Here is a 5,909-nt window from a genome sequence, read left to right on the forward strand (position 1 = left end):
CCGGGTTTCATCGGATATGTGCCGGCGCGTTGCAGGGCGTCCGGGCGATTGACGCCGGCGGCGTGCACGCGGATCAGCACTTCGCCGGGGCCGGCGACAGGTACCGGCTCCTGGCGTGGTTGCAGGACTTCGGGGCCGCCGGGGCTGGTGATTTCGATCAGGGTCATTTCGTGGGGCAGAGTCATTTGAGCGCACCTGTAGCAATGAACGTGTGGGTTGGGACCGCGCCCGTCACCGAGCGGTTCAGCCTGCTGGCGATCCTGGGTATTTTCTCTGGTGCCCAGCATAGCCGTGATGAGTGATGCAATAATGCTGCGATTACACGTCACGATGATGCAAAAATGCATCGAAGGGGAAAGCCATGAATTGGGACGATGCGCGGGTGTTCCTCGCGGTGTGCCGCGAGTCCACATTACGCGGAGCCGCGCGGGTGCTGGGGGTGGATCAGGCCACCGTGGGGCGACGGGTCAATGCCCTGGAAAAGTCCTTGAACGCAACGTTGTTCCTGCGCACCTCCGAGGGCTATGCGCTGACCGCCGTGGGTGAGGCCGCGTTGCAATCGGTGGAGAACATGGAGCGCTCGGCCCTTGACCTGGAGCGTCAGGTCCTGGGCCTGGACGACCGCCTGACCGGCACCGTACGGGTGACCACCACCGATTCCCTGGCCATCGACTTCCTGATCCCGGCCATTGCCCGGCTGCACGATGCGCACCCTGACGTGCGCGTGCAGATGGACGCTTCGACCCAGTTGCTTAACCTGGCCAAACGCGAAGCCGATATCGCGGTGCGCAATACCCGCCCGGACAACCCCGACCTGATCGCCCGGCGCATCGCCCGCTGGCCGGTGGGGCTGTTTGCCTCGCAGGCGTATATCGATCGGCACGGCGCACCCGAACCGGGCAGCCTGTTTGAAGGACACGACCTGGTGGTGTATCAGCCGCACCTGCAAAGCCAGAAGGACCTGACCCTGGTCAGCGAGCCGCTGGGACGCGGACGTATTGTTGCGGCCTTGAGTTCAAGCCTGTTGGTACGCCGCTCCATCGCCGCAGGGATCGGTATCGGTGAGGTTCCGATAGTTTCCGGCGAACGCGACGGCCTGGTGCGGCTGTGGCCGGACCGTACGCGGCCGTTGCCCTACGATGTGTGGCTGGTGACCCATGCCGACCTGCGGCACACCGCGCGGGTGCGGGTGGTGATCGGCGAGATCGTCGCGGGGTTTGCCGGCACCGGGGAATAGTACGACTGCCTGAAAAGGCCGGGTGTCAGCCCGGCCAGAACTAAGCCGTCGCAGAAGAACGCAATCGGCTCAGCGTTGCAGGAAGGCCAGCAGATCTTCGTTCAAGGCTTGCTGGTGGGTCACCGCAAAACCATGGGGGGCATCCTTGTACACCTTCAACTGCGCGCCTTTGATCATCTGCGCGGCGACCTTGCCGGTAGTTTCGAACGGCACGATCTGGTCGCCATCACCGTGGATAACCAGGGTCGGCACGTCGATCCTGGCCATGTCCGGGCGGAAATCGGTTTCCGAGAACGCGGTGACGCAATCCACCGTCGCCTTGAGCGAGGCGAGCAGGGCGATGTTCAGTGTTTGAGTCAATACACCGCTGGAGACCTGTTGGCCCTTGTTGATGCCATAGAACGGCGTATTGAAGTCTGCCAGGAACTGCGCGCGATCCTTCAGCAGCGCGGCCTTGAACCCGTCAAACGCTGCCATCTCGACACCTTGCGGGTAATCCGGCTTTTGCCCGAACAGCGGCGTCACCGCCCCCAGCAACACCAGCCCGGCCACGCGCGCGCTGCCATGGCGGGCGATATAGCGGCTGACATCGCCGCCGCCCATGGAGAAGCCCACCAGGGTCACGTCCTGCAGATCCAGATGGTTGATCAACTGGGCGATATCGTCGGCAAAGGTGTCGTAGTCGTTACCGGTCCAGGGCTGGTCCGAGCGGCCAAAACCACGGCGGTCGAACGCGATGGTGCGGTAGCCGCGGCTGCTCAGGTACTCCATCTGGTATTCCCACATATCGGCATCCAGCGGCCAGCCGTGGCTGAACAGCACCGGTTTGCCGGTGCCCCAGTCCTTGTAGTAGAGCTCGGTACCGTCTTGTGTGCGTAGGGTGCTCATGGCAAAACTCCTTGGGTGAGAGGGCAGCCAATACTATAGGCGCAGAATCTGACGAGGGACTTGTATGCCTGTGCTCGGTTGAACGGTTCAGCGTCTATGCTGGTCAACTGCTTTCTACCGTCTGAACAAACAGGTGAACGAAATGGCCAAGACTTACAGCTATGCCGCTCGTGACTCCAAGGATTCGCTCAAACCCTTCACGTTCGAACGTCGCGCCCCCGGGGCCGATGATGTGCAGATCGACATCCTCTATTGCGGCGTCTGCCACTCGGACCTGCACACCGTACGCAACGAATGGAAAAACACCCTGTACCCGTCGGTACCGGGCCATGAAATCGTTGGACGGGTGACCGCAGTGGGCGCCAATGTCAGCAAGTTCAAGGTGGGCGATTTGGCCGGTGTCGGCTGCATGGTCGACAGCTGCCAGCACTGCGAATCCTGCGCCGAGGGCGAGGAGCAGTATTGCGAAAACGGCTTCACCGGCACCTACAACGGCCCGGCTTTTGGCGGCGAAAACACCTTCGGCGGCTACTCGGACAATATCGTGGTCAAGGAGAAGTTCGTCCTGCGGATCTCCCACGACGAGAGCAACCTGGCGGCGGTCGCGCCGCTGCTGTGTGCAGGCATCACCACCTACTCACCGCTGCACCACTGGAACGTCGGGCCGGGCAAGCGCGTCGGCGTTGTCGGCCTCGGTGGCCTGGGCCATATGGCGGTGAAAATCGCCCATGCCATGGGCGCCTACGTGGTGCTGTTCACCACCTCGCCGAACAAGCGCGAAGACGGCCTGCGCCTGGGGGCCGATGAAGTGGTGGTGTCGAAGAACGCGGACGAAATGGCCAAGGTTGCCAACTCCCTGGACTTCATCCTCAACACCGTGGCCGCGTCCCACAATCTCGACGCCTTCCTCAACCTGCTCAAGCGCGACGGCACCATGACCCTGGTGGGCGCCCCGGATAGCCCGCACCCGTCACCGACCGTGTTCAACCTGATCTTCAAGCGTCGCAGCCTGGCCGGGTCGTTGATCGGTGGCATCCAGGAAACCCAGGACATGCTGGATTTCTGCGCCAGGCACGGGATTGTCTCGGACATCGAGATGATCGACATCCAGGGCATCAATGACGCCTACGAGCGCATGCTCAAGGGCGATGTGAAGTATCGGTTCGTGATCGACATCGAGAGCCTGAAGAAAGAAAAACACGCGGCCTGATTGATCGCTGCAGATCCCTGTAGGAGCGGGCTTGTGTGGGAGCGGGCTTGCTCGCGAAGGCGGTGTGTCAGTCGCTCAATAGGCTGGCTGAACCACCGCTTTCGCGAGCAAGCCCGCTCCCACCCAAGCCCGCTCCCACATTTTGATCTTCGCCGGTTTCTAGGCCGACAGGTGCTCATACAAAATCGTCGCACCCACCAGCATCAACACCACGCCGCCGACCATCTCGGCGCGCTTGCCGACCACAGTCCCCAACACCCGGCCAAGCATCATGCCGATGGTTACCATGGTCATCGTCGCCAAGCCGATCGCCGCAGCGGCCACCAGGATATTCACGTCGACAAACGCCAGGCCCACACCCACCGCCAAGGCATCAATGCTGGTAGCAAACGCGGTCACGGCAAGAATCATGAACGAGTGCTGGCTCGGTTTCTCTTCCTCTGGATCATCGGCCTTCAAGCCGTTGTAGATCATGTGCAGGCCCAGGGCTACCAGCAGGGTAAAGGCGATCCAGTGGTCCCACTGTTCCACCCAGCGAGTGGCGGCCTGGCCGATGGCCCAGCCGATAATCGGCGTGATCGCTTCGATCACACCAAAGATCAGCCCGGCCCGCAGGGCTTCGGTCAGGCGTGGTTTGTGCAGGCTGGAACCTTTGCCAATGGCCGCCGCAAAGGCGTCCGTGGACATGGCAAGGGCGAGAAGAATCAGGGAAATGGGGTTCACGGTAAGGCTTCCAGTCGGGCTGTATGAGTCAACGACACAACCACACGCCCGACTTCAGGCATGGATGTGTCGCTGGTCTCACCAACCAAAATGGTGTTCGCACCACGGCATGTTGCCGAGAATGTTGATACGAACGCTTCGAGAATCCGAAGCAGGCTACTCCCCAACGAGGTGGCGGATCATAGCCGCGCAATCATGAAAATTTCGTTAAGGACGCCTCACGGATGCTCCAGGTGACAGCGCACCTGCTGACTCATCCCACCCGTCAACCGCTGCGGCCGCTCACAGCCTTTTGTACGCCTCGGGCAGCGGTCGAGAAAGAAACACCCACCCGGCAACACCCGGTTCCCCGGCAGCTCTGTCGGTGCACTGACATACGCGTCGTCCAGCGCCACCCCCAGCTTGGGCACCGCCTCCAGCAACAGCTGGGTGTACGGATGCTTCGGCTGCTCCAGCACTTGCTCGGCACACCCCAGTTCCACGATCTGCCCCAGGTACATCACCGCCACCCGGTCGGCCATGTGCCGCACCACCGAAACGTTGTGGGAGATCAGGATGTAGGTCAGCCCCAGCCGCCGTTGCAGTTCGGCCAGCAGGTTGAGGATTTGCGCCTGCACCGAGATATCCAGGGCCGAGGTCGGCTCGTCCAGCACCAGGATGCTCGGGTTGGACGCCAGCGCGCGGGCGATGGCGATGCGTTGGCGCTGGCCACCGGAAAACTGGTGCGGGTAACGGTCCAGGTATTCAGCGCGAATGCCTACCTGCGCGGCGACCTTGGCGGCGATGGTGCGCATTTCACTCTTGGGCGTGTCGCCTAGGGCGAACAGCGGCTCGGTAATGATTTTCCAGATGGGCAGGCGCGGGTCGAGGGACGATTGCGGGTCCTGGAATACGATCTGCACATGCCGGTGGCGTTCCCGGGCACTTTCGTAGACCCAGTCCACTTCACCGTCGCTGGGCTTGACCAGGCCCATCAGCAACTGGGCGAGGGTGCTTTTACCGCAGCCGGACTCGCCGACAATCCCCAGGGTTTCCCCACGGCGCACCTGCAAGTCGATGCCGTTGAGGGCGTGGGCATAACCGCGCGGGCGGCCCAGCCAGTCGGTTTTTACCGGGAACTTGACCCGTACATCCCGCAAAGCCAGCAGTGAATCTTGAGACACGGTCATTGCACCGACTCCCCGGCAGTCAGCCAGCACGCGCTTTTGCGGGTGCCGGCAGGGTTGATCAGGTCCAGGCGCGGGCGCTCGATGCATTGGCTCATGGCCTGGGGGCAGCGTTCGCGAAAGGTGCAGCCTGAGGGCAGGGCGGCAAGGTTGGGCACCTGGCCGGGGATGGTCAGCAGGTCGTCGCCGGGTTTCACCTGTTCCGGCAAGCCGCTGAGTAACCCTTGGGTGTAGGGGTGGCGCGGGTCGCTCATCACCTGGGCGGTGGGGCCTTCTTCCACCACGGCGCCGGTGTACATCACATACACCCGGTCGCAGAACTGCGAGACCACAGCCATGTCGTGGGTGATCAGCAGGATCGCGGTGCCGCGTTCCCGGGCTTTTTCCCGCAGCAGCAACAGCACCTGGCGTTGCACGGTGACGTCGAGGGCAGTGGTGGGTTCATCGGCGATCAGCAACTGAGGGTCGCAGGAAAACGCCAAGGCGATCATCACCCGCTGGCGCATGCCGCCGGAGAGTTCGAAGGGGTAGCTGTCGAGCACTTGCTCGGGGTCGGCGATGTGCATGTCCTGCAGCAGGGCGATGGCCTTGGCACGGGCGGCGGCCTTGCTCAGGCGCTGGTGGTGGATGATCACATCGAGCATCTGCCGGCCAATGCGCCGGGTCGGGTTCAGCGCGGTCATCG

At 62.6% G+C, this 5,909-nt stretch carries 6 protein-coding genes, 1 pseudogene and 1 riboswitch; of the genes and pseudogenes, 2 read left to right on the forward strand and 5 right to left on the reverse strand.

Annotated features, from left to right (window positions below; translation table 11 throughout):
- Positions 1–185 (reverse strand): annotated as a pseudogene (locus tag HX846_RS32305) (NAD(P)H-quinone oxidoreductase); the annotation flags it as partial.
- Between the two features lie 176 nt (positions 186–361).
- On the opposite strand from HX846_RS32305, the gene HX846_RS32310 reads away from it, so the two are divergent.
- Positions 362–1,237 carry a LysR family transcriptional regulator gene (locus HX846_RS32310; RefSeq protein ID WP_178966960.1) on the forward strand — a complete coding sequence of 292 codons (876 nt, stop codon included), beginning with the start codon at positions 362–364 and terminating at the stop codon, positions 1,235–1,237.
- A gap of 69 nt (positions 1,238–1,306) precedes the next feature.
- On the opposite strand, the gene HX846_RS32315 is transcribed toward HX846_RS32310, so the two are convergent.
- Positions 1,307–2,125 carry an alpha/beta fold hydrolase gene (locus HX846_RS32315; protein WP_003220116.1) on the reverse strand — a complete coding sequence of 273 codons (819 nt, stop codon included), beginning with the start codon at positions 2,123–2,125 and terminating at the stop codon, positions 1,307–1,309.
- Between the two features lie 142 nt (positions 2,126–2,267).
- Here HX846_RS32315 and HX846_RS32320 point away from each other — a divergent pair, with 142 nt between their 5' ends.
- On the forward strand, positions 2,268–3,335 hold the full coding sequence (locus HX846_RS32320) for an NAD(P)-dependent alcohol dehydrogenase (RefSeq protein WP_003220118.1): 1,068 nt from the start codon (positions 2,268–2,270) through the stop codon (positions 3,333–3,335).
- A 159-nt stretch (positions 3,336–3,494) separates the two neighbouring features.
- Here the strand turns inward: HX846_RS32320 and mntP are convergent, their stop codons facing one another.
- The 3 genes from mntP to HX846_RS32335 form a co-directional block, all read right to left on the reverse strand.
- On the reverse strand, positions 3,495–4,058 hold the full coding sequence (gene mntP / locus HX846_RS32325) for a manganese efflux pump MntP (RefSeq protein ID WP_003220119.1): 564 nt from the start codon (positions 4,056–4,058) through the stop codon (positions 3,495–3,497).
- Between the two features lie 10 nt (positions 4,059–4,068).
- Positions 4,069–4,235, reverse strand: a riboswitch (yybP-ykoY riboswitch).
- Positions 4,236–4,276: 41 nt separating this feature from the next.
- Positions 4,277–5,227: an oligopeptide/dipeptide ABC transporter ATP-binding protein gene (locus HX846_RS32330; RefSeq protein ID WP_178966961.1), complete on the reverse strand. Its 951-nt coding sequence runs from the start codon at positions 5,225–5,227 to the stop codon at positions 4,277–4,279.
- On the reverse strand, positions 5,224–5,909 hold a 686-nt coding region (locus HX846_RS32335; RefSeq protein ID WP_178966962.1), incomplete at its 5' end, for an ABC transporter ATP-binding protein. The genes HX846_RS32335 and HX846_RS32330, both read right to left, overlap by 4 nt.

Source organism: Pseudomonas sp. K5002 (assembly GCF_013386655.1).
Lineage (GTDB): Bacteria > Pseudomonadota > Gammaproteobacteria > Pseudomonadales > Pseudomonadaceae > Aquipseudomonas.